This is a genomic window from Shewanella sp. MSW (assembly GCF_007636515.1).
GTDB lineage: Bacteria > Pseudomonadota > Gammaproteobacteria > Enterobacterales > Shewanellaceae > Shewanella > Shewanella indica.
This window is the reverse complement of sequence record NZ_LVDR01000013.1, coordinates 88,276-104,831: the sequence shown is the minus strand read 5'-3', so window position 1 is coordinate 104,831 and position 16,556 is coordinate 88,276. Positions and strand designations below refer to the sequence as shown.

9 protein-coding genes are annotated in these 16,556 nt (G+C 52.5%); 5 read left to right on the top strand and 4 right to left on the bottom strand.

The window, feature by feature from the left end; genetic code table 11:
• Nucleotides 1–44: 44 nt before the first annotated feature.
• From AYI96_RS14650 to AYI96_RS14640, 3 genes are all read left to right on the top strand, one after another.
• Complete coding sequence (locus AYI96_RS14650) at nucleotides 45–4,373, top strand: EAL domain-containing protein (RefSeq protein ID WP_260853007.1); 4,329 nt, start codon at nucleotides 45–47, stop codon at nucleotides 4,371–4,373.
• Nucleotides 4,374–4,461: 88 nt separating this feature from the next.
• Entirely contained in the window at nucleotides 4,462–6,678 is a 2,217-nt protein-coding gene (locus AYI96_RS14645) for a patatin-like phospholipase family protein (RefSeq protein WP_039033566.1), read from the top strand.
• A 142-nt stretch (nucleotides 6,679–6,820) separates the two neighbouring features.
• Entirely contained in the window at nucleotides 6,821–8,875 is a 2,055-nt protein-coding gene (locus AYI96_RS14640) for a M13 family metallopeptidase (protein WP_144361850.1), read from the top strand.
• A 58-nt stretch (nucleotides 8,876–8,933) separates the two neighbouring features.
• Here the strand turns inward: AYI96_RS14640 and hxpB are convergent, their stop codons facing one another.
• A complete protein-coding gene (gene hxpB, locus AYI96_RS14635) occupies nucleotides 8,934–9,596 on the bottom strand; it encodes a hexitol phosphatase HxpB (RefSeq protein ID WP_039033564.1) in 663 nt (220 codons plus the stop codon).
• Between the two features lie 392 nt (nucleotides 9,597–9,988).
• On the opposite strand from hxpB, the gene acnB reads away from it, so the two are divergent.
• Complete coding sequence (acnB, locus tag AYI96_RS14630; RefSeq protein ID WP_039033563.1) at nucleotides 9,989–12,586, top strand: bifunctional aconitate hydratase 2/2-methylisocitrate dehydratase; 2,598 nt, start codon at nucleotides 9,989–9,991, stop codon at nucleotides 12,584–12,586.
• 435 nt (nucleotides 12,587–13,021) lie between these two features.
• Here acnB and yjgA read toward each other — a convergent pair whose 3' ends face one another.
• On the bottom strand, nucleotides 13,022–13,555 hold the full coding sequence (gene yjgA / locus AYI96_RS14625) for a ribosome biogenesis factor YjgA (RefSeq protein ID WP_039033562.1): 534 nt from the start codon (nucleotides 13,553–13,555) through the stop codon (nucleotides 13,022–13,024).
• Nucleotides 13,556–13,703: 148 nt separating this feature from the next.
• On the opposite strand from yjgA, the gene pmbA reads away from it, so the two are divergent.
• On the top strand, nucleotides 13,704–15,047 hold the full coding sequence (gene pmbA / locus AYI96_RS14620; protein WP_144361849.1) for a metalloprotease PmbA: 1,344 nt from the start codon (nucleotides 13,704–13,706) through the stop codon (nucleotides 15,045–15,047).
• Nucleotides 15,048–15,143: 96 nt separating this feature from the next.
• Here pmbA and AYI96_RS14615 read toward each other — a convergent pair whose 3' ends face one another.
• Both AYI96_RS14615 and AYI96_RS14610 read right to left on the bottom strand, forming a co-directional pair.
• On the bottom strand, nucleotides 15,144–15,491 hold the full coding sequence (locus tag AYI96_RS14615) for a hypothetical protein (protein ID WP_144361848.1): 348 nt from the start codon (nucleotides 15,489–15,491) through the stop codon (nucleotides 15,144–15,146).
• A 91-nt stretch (nucleotides 15,492–15,582) separates the two neighbouring features.
• A complete protein-coding gene (locus AYI96_RS14610) occupies nucleotides 15,583–16,437 on the bottom strand; it encodes a substrate-binding periplasmic protein (protein WP_144361847.1) in 855 nt (284 codons plus the stop codon).
• Between the last annotated feature and the right edge of the window lie 119 nt (nucleotides 16,438–16,556).

Here is a 16,556-nt window from a genome sequence, read left to right as displayed (position 1 = left end):
ATGCCGATGAGTTGGTTAAAAGGGTATTTTCTTCCAGGGATGGTTTGATCAACACCAGTATTCTCGACATCAGTATGGATGAGCGGGGATTTATCTGGCTCTCCACCGAACAGGGACTGTATCGCCTCAGCAACGCCAATATCCGCCGTTTGGACCGCGATGGTCTGGAATCGCGGATGGCTGATGAGTATCTGCCTCTGGTCAAGTCTCTTGGGCAACAGCAGATGCTGGTCAGCACACTGTCTCATGCCTATCTCTACCATATAGCCGATAATCGTTTCCGTCAGTTTGGCAGTGATGAGCTGTTTCCCGAGTATCAGGGCGGCGGTTTAATGAAGAGCTTGCAATCGGCGGCCGGTGACTGGCTGTTGTTAACCGAAAAAGGCCAGGTTTGGCGCTTGAGTCAGGATCTACAGCAGCTGCAGAAACTGTTTGACCTACCCTACGATAGTGACCTGCTATGGAGTCAAATTTTGCAGCTTGAGAACGGCAACTTGCTGCTGGGTAACGCCTATGGTGTGGAGCTAAGGTCACAAAATGGCAGCGTCAAACAACGCTTGTCATGGCAGGGTAGTTATGGTCGCCTCAATGCCTTATTTCTGGACAGTAACAAACAGATTTGGATGGCCGCCAGCAAAGGCTTCTATCGGGTGAACCTTGAAAGCAACCGCATAGAGCCAGTGGCCGAGATTCCTTTTTTCACCAGTGTGATCACTGAAGATCTCAAGGGTAACCTGTGGATTGCCAGTAAGCAGGGGCTGCTGAAATGGTCCCCGAGCAGCCGCAAATTAAAACAGTATAAAGAGCAGTTGAAGCTCAAGGCCGGTATTGAATATATCAATGCTCTGCAGGTGGACAGCAATGGTTTAATCTGGGTTGGCGGCACTGGGCATTCATTGGCAGTGGTAGCCGACTCACCGGAATTTATTCTGGATAGTTTCAGCGCTTCTGAGCCTTATAAGCTCAGTGATTCCATGGTGTGGGCGATACTGGCCGACGCTGAGATGCTGTGGCTGGGAACCGACTCGGGATTGTTGGCCGTAAATCGAAATACCCAACAGAGCCAAACTACGCTTCCCAAAGGGATGGAGGTCAATGACAGCATCTACAAGATAGATAATTTGGACCAAGATCACCTGTTGTTATCGACTACCAATGGCTTATTTGTGATGAATAAGCAGACCCTGGAAGGGCAGCCTTTGGGGGATTGGAACGGCAGCGGACAGTCTCTGAGTCACAAGACGGTGATCACGGCTTTGAATGAGGGCAACCTCTGGTGGTTTGCGACCAGCAGCGGTTTGTATGAGTGGGATCAGACTCAGGGCAAGATAGAGAAAAAAACTTTGCCGGATACAGAGTCCAGCGGCAATAATCCTGCGATTTATGGAGTCTATCGCGATAGTCGACAGCGCTTGTGGATCGGTGGCAATAAATCTTTCGGTTACTTGGAGCAGGGCGGCGGTTTTCGTTCATTGGCGTCGGTATTTGATGACTTGCCGCATATGCCGACCGTGAGCCAGTGGTTGGAATTGAGCCCGGATCGTTTCTGGTTGGCCACCCGCCAGGGAGGCTTGATAGAGCTGGACTTGCAGACCATGAAGATTCGCCGTTTGACGCAAGAATGGCAATTGGACTGTAACACAGTATTTTTTCTGCAGGATAGCGGCGACTATCGAGTTGTGGGATGCAGTTATGTGCTGATCCGTCAGGATAAGAGTAGTGGTGAAATCAAGGTATTCAATAATGATGACGGTTTGTTGGGGGAGGAACTCAACGAAGGGGCATACTTCTATCAGCCGCAGCAGGGCCTCTATGTAGGTACGCCGGATGGGGTGATACTGCTGGACGTTGCCGGCATGGCTAATCGTATTCCAAAGCACGGCGCCATTCTCGAGTCGATTGCGGTTTATTATGACAATAAAACAGAGCTGAGTCTGGTACCTACGCCTGAACAACTGATAGCTCCCGGAGCCAGAATGCTGAGTTTTCAACTGAGCAGTATGGATTATCTGGATGATGCTCCTATCAGCCTAAAGTACCGTTTACGACGTCCCGGTGAAGATGAGCTTAACTATTTACTGTTGGAAAATCAGTCGCAAATTAATCTTTCCGGATTAACTCCCGGCGCTTACCAATTGGAAGTGATCAGTCAAAACAACGGTATCTGGCAGTCGGAGCCCTTCCGTTTTCCCTTTACCGTTGACCAGTTCTGGTGGCAGAGTCAGTGGTTCAAGGGGTTGTTGTTAATCATTATATTGGCAACGATTTTCAGTATCGTGCTGTTGCGTCAGCGTCAGGTGCAACGTTTTATGACCATGAACCTAGCGCTGCGCCAGAGTGATGACAGGTTGAGGCAATCGCTCAGGGGTAGTGAATCGGATCTCTGGGAATGGCGCCGTGATACCGGCCAGTTTCATCTGGATAATCGCGGCGGTGTGCTGGGCAGTGCTGAAGACTTTATTCTTATCGGAATAGATAAGTTGCCGGTGCATCCAGATGACCAGACAGCTGCGCTGGATGAATGGAACAAGATGGTCGAAGGTGACAGCGATAGATTCGAGTCTGAATACCGTTATCGACTCCGAGACGGCAGTTGGGGTTGGCTCAGGGTGCGCGGCAGGCCGGTCAGCCATGACCCGGTTTCCGGCAAGGTGCTCAAGGCTGCCGGGATTTACTCCGACATCACCATCAAGCGGCAACTGGAAGAGGAGGTTGAGCTGCTGGCGCAGGCATTTGAAAACACCTCAGAAGGGGTGTTTATTCTGGATGCCGATGAGGTCATCAAGGTCGCCAACAGGGCGGCAGAGTCGATAGTAGGTCAGGATAGGCAGAGTCTGCAGGGACGGCACTTCGGCGAGTTGGTGGTCAGTGAAAACTTCCATAAAGATAAGGTCGCCACTTTACTGCAAGGGATAGATTCCTGGACCGGCGAGCTGGAAATTGTTGGTGTGGCCGGGTCGCGCTGCCCCGTGTGGCTCAATATTTCCCTGATGCAGGATCGCAAGGATAGGGTGCAACACTATGTGGTGGTGTTTTCCGATATCACTGAGCGCAAACGCACCGAGGCGGATCTGCGCCGCCTGGCGAACTATGACGTGCTGACCGGTTTGCCGAACAGATCGCTGTTTGCCAACCGTTTGCAACAGGCAATTGAAGGGGCCAAAGATCAGCAACATAAGCTGGCCTTGCTGTTTTTGGATCTGGACAGGTTCAAGCATGTCAACGACTCCTACGGCCACAGCATGGGAGATGCGCTGCTGATAGAGGCCGCCAATAGGCTGCAGTCAGTGATGGGGCCGGAGCAGGTGTTGTGCAGGTTTGGCGGTGATGAGTTTGTGATCCTGGTACAGGATGCCGAGATAGATAAGCTCAATCGCCTCTGTGAGCGCCTGTTGGCGCAGATAGCTCAGCCGTTTGAACTCTATGGGCGGGAGTTTTTTATTTCTACCAGTATCGGCATCAGTATCTGGCCCGACGATGCCAGGCAACCAGAGATGCTGATCAAGAATGCCGATCAAGCCATGTATCACGCCAAGGAAGAGGGCAGGGGGAATTTCCAATACTATTCCAGTGAGCGTAATGCAGAAGCTTTGTACCATCTACGTTTGGAAGCCGATTTACGCCACGCCATAGAGCAGGGCGAGTTTGAGCTCTATTACCAGGGCCAGTTTGATGTAAAACAGCAGCAAAAGTTTATCGGTATGGAAGCTTTGCTGCGTTGGCATCATCCGAGCGAAGGTTTTGTTCGGCCGGATATTTTCATCAAGGTGGCTGAGTCCTGTGGTTTGATAATTGCTATCGACCGTTGGGTGCTGCGCCAAGCTTGTGAGGATGGTGCCCGTTGGAGCAAGAGTGCGGCGGAGCCGTTCAAGTTGTCGGTAAATGTCAGCGCAGTGCATTTCCGTCACCCGGAATTTATCAGTGGTGTGCTCGATATCCTTGAAGAAACCGGAATGCCGGCCCAGTATTTGGCGCTGGAAATCACCGAAGGGGTGTTGATGAAAGAGCTGCAGCTTGCCCGCCAGCATTTGAGACAGCTGAGGGCCCACGGCATAGAGGTGGCCATTGATGACTTTGGCACCGGCTACTCGTCGCTGGCTTATTTGCGCCACTTTGAAGTGAATACCCTGAAAATTGATCGCTCCTTCCTCAAAGATATTGCCGGCAACAGTGCCGATCAGGCGATTGTCAGCAGTATTGTCGAGCTGGCCCGTAACCTCAAACTCAAGGTGGTAGCCGAAGGGGTGGAAACCCGGGAACAGCTGCAACAGGTCACTCACAGAGGCTGTCATATCATTCAGGGTTACTACTTTGCCAAGCCTGTACCTGCTGGTGAACTGGCATCCTGGTTTTACGAAATGTGCGATTTATGATCTTTGTTTATACCCTATTGGAACTTTCTCTTTACTGTAAATTCTTTGTTAGAATATACCGACTCTAATTCTGGAACTCTTGCTAGGTATGAAACCCTCTCTGCGCTTACTGGTTTTGATTGGCACTCTGTTGAGTGTGGCTGCGGTGGCGGCCGAACGTCCTAAGGTAGGCCTGGTGCTCAGTGGCGGCGGTGCCAAGGGAGCTGCGCATGTTGGGGTACTCAAGATGCTCGAGGCCAACAATATTCCTGTCGATTATGTTGCCGGTACCAGCATAGGCGCCTATGTCGGTGGCCTCTATGCGCTTGGTTACAGCGCCACAGAAATTGAAACCATTATGATGAATGAGGACTGGTCCAAGGGGTACTCGGACACTATTCCACGCCAGGCCATGAGTTACCGTGATAAGCAACAAAGAGATAAGTACAATATTCCGCTTAACCTTGGTATCCGAGATGGTGAAGTACAGTCGCCCAGTGGCGTACTCCTAGGGCAAACCATGTCGCAACTATATCGTAACACCACAGATCTGGTGCGTGAATTCAACAGTTTCAATGAACTCTCCATTCCTTATCGGGCGGTGGCGACAGATTTGGAAACCAGTCTGCCGGTAGTGATCAGCAGTGGCAGCCTGGTGCAGGCGATGCAGGCCTCAGCCACAGTGCCGGGAGCGCTGCAACCAGCTGAAATCGATGGTAAGTTGCTGGTGGATGGTGGTATTGCCAACAATATGCCGGTGGATGTGGTCAAGGCCATGGGCGCCGATGTCATTATCGCCGTCGATATAGGTTCGCCTTTGGTGAAAAGGGAGAAGCTTAACGGCACCTTAGCGGTATTGGATCAGTTGTCTACCATGCTGACCAACGCCAGCACAGAGCGGCAAAAGGCCTTGTTGACCAAGGACGATATCCTGATCCGCCCGGCTATCGACAACCTCAGCACCACAGATTTCGCCGATATGCCCAAGGCGCTGGAAGCCGGGGTGACAGCTGCCGTACGGTACACCGACAGATTGAGCCAGTTGGCCGTGTCTCCTGAGGAATACCGCGCTTATGTCCGGCAAAAACGCGACGCCAGTCGTGATTGGTTGGATAACTTGGATCGCCCGGTTACCCGGATAGTTTTCGATAACAGGTCCAAGGTCAGCGACTCACTGCTGGGTGATACTCTGGGTATCGAATTGGGTGACAGAGTTACCAAACAGCAACTGGACGAGAGTATTGCGCGGTTATACTCACTGAATAAGTTTGAACGTGTCAGTGCCGAGTTTCAGGATACTGATGAGGGCCGAGTGTTAACCGTAACCACCAAGGCCAAGTCCTGGGGACCCAACTATTTCCAATTTGGCTTGAATTGGGAGGATGATTTCTCACTGGACTCGGCGGTGGCCCTGGATGGCGCCGTGATTATGACTGACTTGACCGAAAACGGTGGTGAATGGCGCAATGAAGTGAAGATGGGCTTCGAGAAGCTGCTCGGTACCGAATTTTACCAGCCTCTGGACAGAGATCAGCAGTTCTATGCCCGCGCCCGATATCAGTATGAGATCAAAGGTTGGGATGTGTTTGATGCCAACAAGCTTTACTTCGAGCTGGATCGCAAGAGTCACAGAATTGACCTGGGTTTGGGGTACAACTATGTCAAGCAGGGCCGGATTGAGCTGGGGCTGACAGGTGAGTCGGGAGTGGTCTCCAACGAGGCGTTCTTCGATGATCTCAAGTTCAACACCTATGGCGCCTATTTGAAGTTCGGCTACGATACCCTGGACAGCATAAGTTTCCCCACCTCGGGTAACCGCATCACTCTGAATATCTACCTGCGTAATGAGGAGTATGAAGATGGGGTATTCAAGACGGATGCTGAACGCTCGCTGCAGATAGAGGCCGACTGGAAAGGGGTTGTCAGTGTTGGCAGCCACTCTTTTGTGGGTAAGGCATCCTATGCAAACGTGGATAAAGACGGCAATTTTACTCTTTATGTATCGGACCTCGGCGGTTTCCTTAATCTCTCCGGCTACCACAAGAACTCTATCGCCGGCGCCCAGAAGGTGTTCGGTGCCTTCATCTATCAGTACGATCTCGGTCGTGATGCGCTGGGGATGAAGGACTTTCCGCTTTACCTGGGAGCCAGTTTGGAGGCGGGGAATGTCTGGAGCCTGGATGAGCATGTGATGTTCAACGATCTCATCTATTCCAGCAGCTTGTATCTGGGGACTGAGACCCAACTGGGCCCTGCGGCGCTCGGCTTTGGTTTCAGTGATAACGGTGAGAAGGCGGTTTACCTGTTTCTCGGCAAAAACTTCTAAGGCTTATTGTTGACCTGGTCTGTGGTGTTCATAGTTATTTACAAAAATCCACTACAGACTGGTCACAGGGAGTGCTAAGGTTTAAAGCCGGTATCTTTGTAACAATATAACTATCTGAACAATCACAAATTCGGGGAAGAAAATGAGCAAAATAAGCACCCTGGCATTGGGCATCGCCCTGAGCCTTGGTCTGGCTTCCTGTGCCAGCCAGCAAGCGCCGCAGTCGCAAGCAGAAGTCAAGAAAGTCTCTGGCATTGAGCTGGAGAACTTTGACCATCAAGTTCGTCATCAGGACGATTTCTACTACAGCGTCAACGGTAAGTGGTTGGCCACTACGCCAATTCCAGCCGACAAATCCAACTATGGTGCTTTCTCTGTTCTTTACGAAGAAAGCCAGGCGGCCCTGAAGCAGATTATCGAAGAAGCCGCCGCCAAGCCCAATAAGGCCGAAGGTTCAGTGGAGCAGAAGATAGGCGATTTCTATGCCGCCTATATGGATACCACTCTGACTGACCAACTGGGGATTGCGCCGCTCAAGGGACAACTGGCCGATATCGCCAAAACCGCCAGTCACGCCGATGTTGCCGCGCTGATGGGCAAACTGTTGACCGATGGCTCCGGCATCCCCTTTGGTTTTTACGTCAACAACGATGCCAAGAATTCCAGCCAGTACGGGGTTTACCTGTACCAGAGCGGCCTGACACTGCCAGATCGTGATTACTACCTCAAGGACGATCCCAAGTTTGTCGCCAACCGCGAAGCGATGCGTGAGTATGTCCGCAATCTGATGAGCGCCGCCGGTTACCCGCACGCCGATGCCGCCGCAGCCAATGTCGCCAACATTGAACTCTTTATCGCCCAGAGCCAGTGGAGCCGGGTCGAGTCCCGTGATGCCAACAAGGCCTACAACAAGATGAGCCTGAAAGAGCTGCAGCAGTTGATGGGCGGCTTTGACTTTGACGGTTTCGCCAAGGCGGCCGGTCTCAGCGGCAAGACTCAGGACGTGATAGTGCGTCAACCTTCCTACTTTGAGAAGCTGGGCGCCGAGTTTGGTAAGTTCCCTGTATCAGCCTGGCAAGACTACCTGGCATTCCATCTGGTGGACTCCTACGCTGGCTTGCTGAGCCAGCAGTTTGTCGATCTGCACTTTGATTTCCACAGCAAAACCTTGATGGGCATTCAGGAGCAAAAACCACGCTGGAAGCGAGCTGTCGATGGCGCCGACCAAGTGATTGGTGAGCTGGTGGGTAAAGAATATGTTGCCCGTCACTTCCAACCTGAGGCCAAGGCGCGGATGGAGTCGATGATCAAGAACTTGATCAAGGGTTTTGAAGTCAGCATCGATGAGCTGGAGTGGATGACACCCGAGACCAAGAAAGCGGCTCAGGAAAAACTGTCCAAGTTTACCTACAAGATAGGTTATCCGGACAAGTGGAAGGACTACAGCAATCTGGAGATCAAGGCCGACGATCTGGTGGGTAACTACCAGCGTTATGCCCGCTTCGAATATCAGGACATGCTGGCTAAGCTGGGCAAGCCAATCGATCGCACTGAGTGGCACATGACACCGCAAACGGTGAACGCCTACTACAACTCAGTGATGAACGAAATCGTGTTCCCGGCCGCCATTCTGCAGCCGCCTTTCTTCAACATGGAAGCTGATGACGCGGTGAACTATGGTGGCATAGGCGCGGTGATTGGCCACGAGATCAGCCATGGTTTTGATGATCAGGGCGCCAAGTATGATGGCGACGGTAACCTGCGCAACTGGTGGACAGACAAAGACCGCGAAGAGTTCCAGAAGCGCGGCGCGCAGCTGTCTGCCCAGTACAGCCAGTTTGAAGCTCTGCCTGGCAAGTTCGTCAACGGTGACCTGACTCTGGGTGAGAACATAGGCGATCTGGGGGGCTTGACCGTTGCCCTGCGCTCTTATCACCTGAGCCTCGACGGTAAAGAAGCGCCGGTAATGGATGGCCTGAGCGGCGATCAGCGTTTCTTCGTCGGTTGGTCACAGGTGTGGCGCCGCAACTACCGTGACGAGGAGCTGGGACGTCGTCTGCTGACTGACCCGCATTCACCCAGCCACTACCGCGCCATGGGCACTCCCCGCAACGTGGAAGGTTTCTACAAGGCCTTTGACCTCAAGCCGACTGACAAGATGTATCTGTCGGAAGAGGACAGAGTGAAGATCTGGTAACACGGATTATCCAGAAAACAGAGCCAGGCAGATGCCTGGCTCTGTTGTATCTGGCGGTTTACAAGGTATCAAGCAGTGTCGGCAGGGCTTCCAGGCTATCACGCTGATAATGGGCCGCGGCCCAGCGAGGATCCTGGCGCTGCTCGGCTGCCGGGACTATCAAGGTCTGCATATTGGCGGCGCGAGCGGCTATCAGGCCGTTGAAAGAGTCTTCCACCGCCAGGCAGCGGCTTGGTGGCAGTGCCAGTTTGGCGGCGCAGGAGAGATACACCTCTGGGTGGGGTTTACCGAGCGGAAAATCCTGAGCCGATTGTATTGCATCGAAGGCTTCTGTGATGGCGAGTTTGTCAAGCACGGCATCGATAATATCCCAGGAGGAAGAGGTGGCCAGGCCCACTTTCAGGCCTCGACTGCGACAGGCGCTTAGGGCATCGACAACACCGCGCATGGGCTTGCCATCGCGGCGGATATAGGCGATGACTGCAGCTATGATTTGATCGGCGATATACTGAGGTTCTACTTTGACCTCGGGAAAGCGCTGTAACCAGAAGTCCACCACCTGATCGATTCGCAGACCTGTGGTTTGCTGTATGGCTTCACGGCTGACCGCCATCCCCAACTGCTGAAAAACCTGATACTCGGCTTGCTGCCAGACGGGCTCTGAGTCAATTAATATCCCATCCATATCAAAAATAACGGCCTGTATTGCGGGTGCTTGCATGGAAAAGTCTCAAAAACGGCGCGGATTTGGACGCAGGATAACGAAAAGCGGCCCCGGGATGCAAAATTATCCCGGCAGGGGAGATTAGGAGATGCTTGGCTGAAGGCGTTTGAATTCAATTCGATTACTACAATCTAATTATTTGTATTTAAATGAAAAAATCATTTTTTCAAACTATTGTCTAATTTCCTTTGTTTAATGAGGGGCTTAGTGTGTTGCCGACCTTGGGATTTTGCCACGATTTCTCAGTTGCCTTAGTGTGATCTCATTCATACTTTTGCAAAGCTGTAGTATACTGCAGGCCGGAATTTACGGGTCGATCCTGTGGGGCTGTCAGCTTCATTCATGAAGACGTGCAGTCGTAAGAGCGCCTAACAAAGAGGAATGTTGCCGTGCTAGAAGCATATCGTAAACACGTCGAAGAGCGTGCTGCTGAGGGCGTAGTCCCTAAGCCATTGGATGCACATCAAGTGGCTGAGCTTGTTGAATTAGTGAAAAACCCACCTGCAGGCGAAGAAGAATTTATTCTTAACCTGCTCGAAAATCGTATTCCCCCAGGTGTTGACGAAGCCGCCTATGTTAAGGCCGGTTTCCTGGATGCCGTTGCCAAGGGTGAGGTGAAATCGCCAATCCTGAGCGCCGAGCGTGCGCTGGAACTCTTGGGTACCATGCAGGGCGGTTACAACATCGAACCCCTGATCCGCCAATTGGACAACGAGCAGATGGCCCCGCTGGCGGTCAAGGCTCTGTCCCACACCCTGCTGATGTTCGATGCCTTCCACGATGTGGTTGAGAAGATGAAGGCGGGTAACGCCTATGCCAAGCAAGTGGTTGAGTCCTGGGCCAATGCCGAGTGGTTCCTCAGCCGTCCCAAGCTGGCCGAGAAAATCTCTCTGACCGTATTCAAGGTTACAGGCGAAACCAACACCGACGACTTGTCTCCGGCTCCTGATGCCTGGTCACGTCCCGATATCCCACTGCACGCCTTGGCGATGCTGAAAAACGCCCGCGACGGTATTGAGCCGGATCAGCCAGGCGTAGTAGGCCCAATCAAGAAGATTGAAGAACTCAAGACCAAGGGCTTCCCACTGGTTTATGTGGGCGACGTGGTTGGTACAGGTTCTTCCCGTAAGTCGGCGACCAACTCTGTGCTGTGGTTCATGGGTGATGATATTCCATTCGTGCCCAACAAGCGTGCCGGTGGCTTCTGCCTCGGTGGCAAGATAGCCCCTATCTTCTTCAACACCATGGAAGATGCCGGTGCTCTGCCGATTGAGTTGGATGTGGGCAACATGGAGATGGGCGATGTTATCGACATCTATCCTTATGCCGGCAAAGTGACCCGTCACGATAGCGACGAAGTGATCTCTGAATTCAAACTCAAGACTGATGTGCTGCTGGACGAAGTGCGTGCCGGTGGCCGTATTCCATTGATCATCGGCCGCGGTCTGACCGACAAGGCCCGTGAAGCTCTGGGTCTGGAAGCCTCCGATGTCTTCGTGCGTCCAGGTGACGTTGCCGATACCGGCAAGGGTTACACCCTGGCGCAGAAGATGGTAGGTAAGGCCTGTGGCGTAGAAGGTATCCGTCCCGGCCAATACTGTGAGCCCAAGATGACTTCTGTCGGTTCTCAGGACACTACCGGCCCTATGACACGTGACGAGCTGAAAGACTTGGCCTGTCTCGGTTTCAGCGCCGATTTGACCATGCAGTCTTTCTGTCACACTGCCGCTTATCCCAAGCCTGTTGACGTGAATACGCATCACACTCTGCCTGACTTTATCATGAACCGCGGTGGTGTTTCCCTGCGTCCAGGTGACGGTGTTATTCACTCCTGGCTGAACCGCATGCTGCTGCCTGATACCGTAGGTACAGGTGGTGACTCGCACACCCGTTTCCCAATCGGTATCTCTTTCCCAGCCGGTTCCGGCCTGGTGGCTTTTGCCGCCGCTACCGGCGTTATGCCACTGGATATGCCTGAGTCTGTGCTGGTGCGCTTCAAGGGTAAGATGCAGCCTGGTATCACTCTGCGTGATCTGGTGCATGCGATTCCGCACAAGGCCATCGAAATGGGTCTGCTGACCGTTGAGAAGAAGGGCAAGAAGAATATCTTCTCCGGCCGTATTCTCGAAATCGAAGGTCTGGAGCACCTCAAGGTTGAGCAGGCATTCGAACTGTCTGATGCCTCTGCCGAGCGCTCTGCCGCCGGTTGTACCATCAAGCTGGATAAAGATCCTATCATCGAGTACCTGAACTCCAACATAGTCATGCTCAAGTGGATGATTGCCGAAGGCTACGGCGACCGCCGTACCATAGAGCGTCGTATCAAGGGCATGGAAGAGTGGTTGGCTAACCCTGAACTGATGGAAGCCGACAAGGATGCAGAGTATTCAGCGGTTATTGAGATCGATCTGAATGAGATCAAAGAGCCTATTCTGTGTGCACCGAACGATCCCGATGATGCCGTGTTGCTGTCTCAGGTCGCCAACACCCAGATTGATGAAGTGTTTGTCGGTTCCTGTATGACCAACATAGGCCACTTCCGCGCCACGGGTAAGATGCTGGACAAGTTCGCCAAGACGCTGCCGACTCGTCTGTGGATTGCTCCGCCAACCAAGATGGATAAGGACCAGCTGACCGAAGAAGGTTACTACGGTATCTTCGGCCGCGTCGGTGCTCGTATTGAGATCCCGGGTTGTTCTCTGTGTATGGGTAACCAGGCGCGGGTTGCCGATGGTGCGACTGTGGTGTCGACTTCTACCCGTAACTTCCCGAACCGCCTGGGTACGGGTGCCAATGTGTACCTGGCCTCTGCCGAGCTGGCTGCCGTTGCAGCGCTGTTGGGACGTTTGCCAAGCCCTGAAGAGTATCAGGAATATGCCAAGGAATTGGACGCAACAGCGGCCGATACCTACAGATACCTGAACTTCGACCAGCTGGAGGCCTACACCAAGAAAGCCGGTGAAGTGATCTTCCAGTCAGCGGTTTAAGTTATTGTATCAATTATCGCAATAACCTAAGTCAGCTCATGGCACTCAATGCCAATAGCTATAGAGGCTTAGCGGTTCCCGGGAGCTGACGTAAAACCCCACTAACTTTGTTAGTGGGGTTTTTTCTATGTTAGCTGAAGCGTTTGGGTGGATGCGAATAGCTCCTCGTGAAACTCTTACTGGAAGAGGGTCAAACTTACAAAGCGGTTTGCTACATGTGATCACGCCTTGATTCACATCATGAAGAAGTGGATTAAGCCAATATGGGATAGGGAGTAGGTGATGGGGCAACTCACTGTTCGGTGACAGAGTATCACAGTGATAAACTGGCACCTAAACAGAAGAATATATCGCCGCGCTGACTATATGAGTATTAATGCTGATACATAACATCAAACTCAAGAGCGGCGATTTTATACAGTGCGAATTACGGGATTAGTTTTCCAGTTCGCCGCGTAAATACTTGAACAACTCGGCAGAGGACTTGGACTGAGGCCCCTTGGCCAGCTCCTTATTGGCCTGGCGCACCAGTTGCCTGAGTTTTTGCCTGTCCAGTTGCGGGTGTTCTTCCAGCAGGGACTGCACTTCGGCATCACCACCATTGAGCAAACGGTCACGCAACTTCTCGAATACCTGAGCCTTGGCGGCCGCTTCGTTGTTCTTGTTCAGCACCCGCTCAAGTGAGGTTTGAATCGCCTCAAGATCTTCGTTGCGCATCAGCTTGCCGATAAACTGCAACTGACGACGGAAGGCCTCGGTATTGGGCTTGATGTTCTTGGTTTGCATGATGGCATCAAACAGGGACTCTCCCAGCTCAATTTTGGCCAACTGACTCTTGCTCAGCGCTGCCAGCTGTTTGCCCAGATCCTGAGCCTCTTCACTGTCGCGTTTGAGCGAGGTCTTGCTGATATAGTCCTCGTCCTCATCATAAGGCTGTTTAAAATGCTCTGAATCGCCAACTATTTTCATAAAGTCTTTCCTCTGATACTGGCGCTGATTGTAGCATTCCCCTTGGCGCTTCGTCTTCTACGGCAGCAAAATTGATCTGTCGTGGTTATGTGAATAAAGCCGGCTTTTGTTATGCTAGGGGCAGTTTAGCCAATTCAAGAGTAAACCTGTGTCTGCAAATTTTATTGATAGTGAACTGAGTGCGTTGAAAGACGCGGTGGCAATGGCGCTGGAGTATGCCAATAGCCTGGGCACCAGTGCTGCCGAGGTGGCCATCAGCAAGCAACAGGGCCTGAGTGTTTCCACTCGCCTCAAGGAGGTGGAAACGGTCGAATTCAACAAGGATGGCGCGCTGGGGATCACCCTGTATCGCGATGGACATAAGGGCAGCTCTTCTACCTCGGATCTGTCGCCGGAGGCGATTCGCCAAGCGGTTAAGGCTGCCGATGGTATCGCCCGCTATACCAGTGAAGACCCTGCCAGCGGTTTGGCCGATCCTGAGTTGATGGCGAAAGATTTTCCCGATCTGGATCTCTATCATCCCCGTCACACCAGCCCGGAAGAGTTGGCCGAGTTGGCCATTCGCGCCGAAACCGCAGCGCTGGACAGAGACCCGAGGATCAAGAATTCCGATGGTGCCAGTGCCAACGCCCACAACAGCGTCAAGGTCTATGGCAACAGCCATGGTTTCCTGCAGGGTTACTGCAGCTCGCGCTACAGCCTCAGCTGTGTGGTGATTGGCGCCGAAGACAACGGCGATATGCAGCGCGACTATGACTATGGTATCAACCGCTGCTTCGACGCCTTGTTGAGCCCGGAGCAGGTGGGGGTTAAGGCTGCCGATAAGACGGTTGCCCGTCTCGGTGCCCGCAAACTGGCAACCGGCAAACTGCCCGTGCTGTTTGCGCCGGAAGTGGCCACAGGTCTGGTGGGACATCTGGTCAGCGCCATCAGTGGCTCAAGCCTGTATCGCAAGTCCAGCTTCCTGCAGGATGCTATCCACACCCGGATTTTCCCCGAATGGTTCAGCATTGCCGAGCAGCCGCATCTCAAAGGCGCTCTGGCCAGTGCCAACTATGACAGCGAAGGGGTTGCGACCCGTGAGCGTGACATAGTCCGTGACGGCATACTGGAGAGTTATCTGCTGACCAGTTACTCGGCGCGCAAGCTGGGACTGGTCAATACCGGCCATGCCGGCGGCATCTATAACTGGACGCTGGCCGATACCGGCCACAGTTTTGATGAATTGGTGCGTTCCATGAGCCGCGGGCTCATAGTCACTGAGGTGATGGGTCAGGGCGTGAATATGGTTACCGGCGACTATTCCCGTGGTGCCGCCGGCTTCTATGTCGAGAATGGCGAAATCCAGTTCCCGGTCGAGGAGATCACCATAGCCGGTAACCTGAAGCAGATGTATCGCTCCATGCAGGCGGTTTCCAGCGACAGGGATCTGCGCTCCAGCATCCGTACCGGGGCAATATTACTCGATGAGATGAAGATAGCCGGTAACTGAGCCGGGAAACGGCTAAAAACGCTTGTAAAAGCCCGCTGTCAATGCGGGCTTTTTGGCATGTTCATTTTTATCAAAACGTTATGGGCTTATTGGGCATCATGCAGGGTGATATGCTTCCTCACCCGAGTTACTATCCTCAAAGCCGGGTGGCAGATATTGGCTGAGCTCTTTTAAGTTATTGCAGATACTGTGGGCTCTGTGTTCATCCCCTTGATGCAAGATAGTGAACATATATTGCAGTGCCATGGCATTGAGATAGTCCCGGTGAATCGGCGGGAAGATTTCGGCATCGATTTTAGCCCGCTGCAGGCGCTTGTTTATCGCTTGTTGACTACTGTTCAACACCAGTTCCAGCGCGGTTTTCAAGTGCTGTTCCTCTTCGGCCATCAAGTTCATGGCCAACTCCAACTGTGCCTGTGGCGTTAACGGCTTACGGGAAAACATCTGATTAACTCTTCGCGGCCCAAAACGCCAGTGTACTCCTGGCATACTGGACTCAGGCTGAACCAGCGTAACTATGAGCCCTTGTTTCAGCTTAAGGAAACCAAGGCGCCGCAGCAGGCTGTGATATTTGCTGCATATAGTCTTGATAACGCCGCTTGGTTTCACCGCTGTTGGCCATTTCAGACAAGGCTTGCTGCAGCGCGTAGGCTATGCTGCCTGACTTTAGTTCCCAAGGGCTGTTGCCAATGGATATCGGTTTGGCGGCAACATAATTGGGGTTTACTTCGGCGCTGAAGTAACGGCTATTGCGTGAGAACCCCAGGTGTCCTTGCCGCCAGTTATCGCAACAGTTGGGATGTAGTTTTAGCCCGTGCTGAGGATGATTTTGCAGCCAGTATCTCAGGGTAGATTCATCGTAGATATAGAAATCCCCCTGATGCTGTTTGAGAAAGGTTATCGCCGAATCTGTGCCCATATCCGGTGGTTTGCGCACTATCAATTTGTTCGGTAAACCACCCAGTTGATAGCTACCGGGGGAGATCAGCAGCACCAATTGTTTATCCACCAATTGCTGCAGTGAGGTGATGTCACTCAAGTCGTTGCGGCTGACGCCGATATAGCGTTCAGATAGGCCGTTGACGATGAAATGCGCGTAGTTGTGGCGCTCTTTGGAGAAGGCCAAGCCGGGATAAAAGTCGATACTGCCCTTGGCTATTTCCCGTAGGATACGCTTTTTCGGCGCTCGCACCACCTTGAGACTACAACCTATTCTGGCTGCTGCCTCTTGATAGAGGCTGAGATAGAGGCCGCTGTTATCCGGGGCCTGAGCAATAAAGGGTGGCCGGGCATTGGTGCGATACCCCATGGTTAACTCACAATTTTCTGCGGCAAATACTTGTGTCGCACAAGCGAGCGTCAGCAGTGTCAAACAGAACTTGATGATCACAGAATAACTCCTTCGGGTGGGGCTGACGCAGGCTGAATGATGAGGCGGGTTGATAGCATAGGTAAAATACTCGTGATATTTTCCTGGAGTCGATACTTGGTTGTTTTAATAAAAGAGGA

Bases quoted from the DNA above. Each gene is read 5' to 3' on its own strand.
- AYI96_RS14640 (WP_144361850.1), top strand. From the start codon at position 6,821: ATGAGCAAAATAAGCACCCTGGCATTGGGCATCGCCCTGAGCCTTGGT.
- hxpB (WP_039033564.1), bottom strand. From the start codon at position 9,596: ATGCAAGCACCCGCAATACAGGCCGTTATTTTTGATATGGATGGGATA.
- AYI96_RS14645 (WP_039033566.1), top strand. From the start codon at position 4,462: ATGAAACCCTCTCTGCGCTTACTGGTTTTGATTGGCACTCTGTTGAGT.
- yjgA (WP_039033562.1), bottom strand. From the start codon at position 13,555: ATGAAAATAGTTGGCGATTCAGAGCATTTTAAACAGCCTTATGATGAG.
- AYI96_RS14615 (WP_144361848.1), bottom strand. From the start codon at position 15,491: ATGTTTTCCCGTAAGCCGTTAACGCCACAGGCACAGTTGGAGTTGGCC.